At 54.8% G+C, this 3,069-nt stretch carries 3 protein-coding genes and 2 pseudogenes; 3 read left to right on the plus strand and 2 right to left on the minus strand.

What is annotated here, in order from left to right:
• The first annotated feature begins 128 nt into the window (after positions 1–128).
• A complete protein-coding gene (rarD, locus tag SxD43FB_RS23135) occupies positions 129–797 on the plus strand; it encodes an EamA family transporter RarD (protein WP_176482907.1) in 669 nt (222 codons plus the stop codon).
• Between the two features lie 139 nt (positions 798–936).
• Complete coding sequence (locus SxD43FB_RS23140; RefSeq protein ID WP_096064122.1) at positions 937–1,782, plus strand: fumarylacetoacetate hydrolase family protein; 846 nt, start codon at positions 937–939, stop codon at positions 1,780–1,782.
• Between the two features lie 368 nt (positions 1,783–2,150).
• On the opposite strand, the gene SxD43FB_RS26220 is transcribed toward SxD43FB_RS23140, so the two are convergent.
• Positions 2,151–2,330: a hypothetical protein gene (locus SxD43FB_RS26220; RefSeq protein ID WP_254914386.1), complete on the minus strand. Its 180-nt coding sequence runs from the start codon at positions 2,328–2,330 to the stop codon at positions 2,151–2,153.
• 155 nt (positions 2,331–2,485) lie between these two features.
• Positions 2,486–2,635: pseudogene (locus SxD43FB_RS26225) on the minus strand (IS630 family transposase); the annotation flags it as partial.
• A gap of 72 nt (positions 2,636–2,707) precedes the next feature.
• Between SxD43FB_RS26225 and SxD43FB_RS23150 the strand changes: the two are divergent.
• Positions 2,708–2,960, plus strand: a pseudogene (locus SxD43FB_RS23150) (IS110 family transposase); the annotation flags it as partial.
• Positions 2,961–3,069: the final 109 nt, after the last annotated feature.

Genomic DNA, 3,069 nt, shown 5'->3' on the forward strand with positions numbered 1-3,069 from the left:
GACCGCGATGCCGATGCTGCATTCCGCGATGTGCTCGCTCAAGAAGGCGTCGAGGCCTTCCTCGGCAAGTAAGATGCCAAATCCCGCAGCGAACCGTCAGTAGCTGCGGTCCTCGCCGGATGCGTACGTTGTTTGCTGCGACTGCGGCGCTCATTGGAGTGAACTGGCTCGTGTATATTTGGGCCGTTCTGAACGATCGTATACTCGAGACCAGTCTCGGTTTTTTCATAACTCCTTTGATAACCGTGGTTCTTGGCGTCGTGGCGCTGGGCGAACGCTTGACGCGGCTTCAAACATTTGCCGTCGGCCTGGCTGCTGTGGGTGTAATCGCCCTTGCTGTTGGAAAAGGCCCCAACAGCTTGTGGATCGCGATGGTTCTGGCATTTACATTCAGCACCGCTGGCTTGATCCGAAAGGTTGCTCCTTTGGATCCGCTTTGCGGCCTTCTGATCGAAACATCTCTCATGGCACCGCTAGCGATGGCGTGGCTATTTCTAAGTTCCCAAAACGGGATACCGGTGTTTGGCGGCGACACATCTACCAACGTACTATTGATTTTTACTGGATTCGTAACGGCGGTACCGCTGCTGCTTTTCTCAGTCGCAGCCAAACAGATGCCATATTCGCTTGCAGGCCAATTCCAGTACATTGGCCCGTCGCTCCAGTTCCTGCAGGCCGTCCTCTTATTCCATGAACCTTTCGGTCTTTTGCACCTGTTCACGTTCGGATTCATCTGGTCGGGATTGATCTTCTTCGCTGTGGACGCTGTGCGTGAACAAAGAGCATCCCGATTTTGAAATTGCTATGGGAACGTCCATTGTAATAGCGCTGTCGACCCCAACCGTGCCTAGGTCTTCAACTAGATTATATACTTTGTACCTTGTTCTGAAGTGCCCTATCAAAGTAGCGAAAAAGTAGTTCATGGGAGGAATGAATATGAAACTGGTTCGGTACACTGCGAACGGAATTACCAGGTTGGGCAAAGTCGTGGGCACCAATGTTGTCGATCTAAGTGCGATAGCGCCGCATGGCTCAATGCGGCAGTTGCTGAACGATCTGCCCGATATCCGCGGCTCAATTGAAGCGGCAGATGAACCGGCGCTCCCGCTGGAGAGCGTCATTCTCGAAGCCCCAATCACCGATCCGCAGAAGTTTCTGGCGATCGGTATGAACTATCAAGCGCATGCGCAAGAGGCGATCGCAGCTGGTATACCCGTGCCAACAAGCCAGCTGTGGTTTAACAAGCAGGTGTCGTGCATCACTGGCCCAGCATCACCGATCGTTTATCCGGCTGTTTCGAATGCGTTGGACTATGAGGCCGAGCTTGCTGTAGTGATCGGCAAGCGTTGCCGCAATGTGCTGCCAGAAGATGCACGTTCAGTGATCGCTGGCTACACCGTCGCCAATGATGTCTCGGCACGCGACTGGCAACACCGCACACCCACTTTCACGCTCGGTAAGTCGTTTGACACGCATGGCCCAATCGGTCCGTGGATCATAACCGACGACGAAATCCTTGATCCACACGCACTAACGCTCCGCCTCACGGTCAATGGTGAAGAGCGGCAGTCTACCCTGACCGGCGACATGATCTACAACATTTACGATCAGATCGCTTATCTGTCGCAGGTAATGACTCTAGAACCCGGTGACATCCTATCGACGGGCACGCCATCGGGTGTAGGCGCGGCAACTAATGGCCTGCTCAAAGTGGGCGATGTGGTCCGCGTTGAGGTGTCAGACGTTGGGGTGATCGAAAATACGATCGTCAGCGACGGCTGATCGTTTCTTTCTGCTTCACCTACCCAGTCGATCAGCTTTCCGAGTTCGTCCAGCGATGATGGAACCCCTAGTGCGCCCAGCAAAGCCAACCTGCTCCTGAACAATCGAACCGTGGGCCACGTCCAACCCTCCTCTAGGGAACTTCGATTGAAATAGCGCTGTCTACCCCAACCGTGCGCAGGTGGGCACCTCCAAAAACCCCTCGCATTTGATCGCCTGATCTGCTTCATTGGGTCTGACAGGAGGCAGAGATGCGTCATGCCCAACTTGAACAGTGCTTTTGGAAAAGGCATTTTTGTTCAATGACATGCACGCACCGGCGCGAGTATTACCACTACATTTTTGAGTTTGGTTGAGCTTGCAGAGGCTCAGGTTCGCGGCGGCAGTTCGCTGATATTGGCCGGCAGCGCGATGCCGGTTGCCTTGAAGACATTCCCCACCTGGCCCGAAACGTGGGTGCGGGTGGTAATGACCTTGCCGTCCTTTTCGATGGTGGCTTCCTGAAGGCGATCGAGATCGTTGAGGAGCGGCTGCCATTCGGGCTGCAAGCCCTTTTCCTGACACAAGCGGGTCAGTTCCTTGGCCAGCGTCAGAGCGAGGAACGAGACAAACACATGGCCGCGGATAGCGGCATCGGACTGATGGAAGATGGGGTGACTACACGAAAGTAACGTATCTGCACGCTAATACCAACCTGCAGTGATCATGACCCACGCGCCCATTTGCGGCTTCCGATTGCCATGATGCGCCATGGCTGATCAATCAGCCTGTTCCAGGCTTCGCAGCAAAGGTCGATGATGTTGTCGTGGGATGTGAAGATGCGGTTGGACAGCCACTTATCGCGCATGAACTGATGGGGTGGACGCCCCCCGGCGGCATCGATGTGCCATAGTGGAGGTGTTGAACACCACTTGAGGAGGCGTCCATGTCGGAAGTTAGCACAATTGGGTTGGATATCGCCAAGCATGTTTTTCACGCTCACGGTGCGGATGCGCGCGGGCACGCGCTCTTCAGCAAACGGATCAGCCGCGGCAAGTTACTTGCGTTCTTCGCCGCTCAACCCCGATGCGTGGTCGCGCTGGAAGCCTGCGGCGGAGCTCATCATTGGGCGCGCCAACTGGCGCATATCGGCCATGAGGTACGGCTGATTCCGCCAGTATGTGAAGCCGTTCGTAAAGTTATGGTTAGGTGAGCATAACTTTACTAATCACGAGGTTCCCATAATGCGGAGGAACGCGGCCTGATTGGCGGATTTCTGCCATTTTTGGGTCGGCTTGCTTTGCATTA

It is taken from the genome of Sphingobium sp. D43FB, from assembly GCF_002312805.1.
GTDB lineage: Bacteria > Pseudomonadota > Alphaproteobacteria > Sphingomonadales > Sphingomonadaceae > Sphingobium.

Excerpts from the sequence above, each read along its gene's own strand:
- SxD43FB_RS23140 (WP_096064122.1), top strand. The coding sequence starts at position 937 with ATGAAACTGGTTCGGTACACTGCGAACGGAATTACCAGGTTGGGCAAA.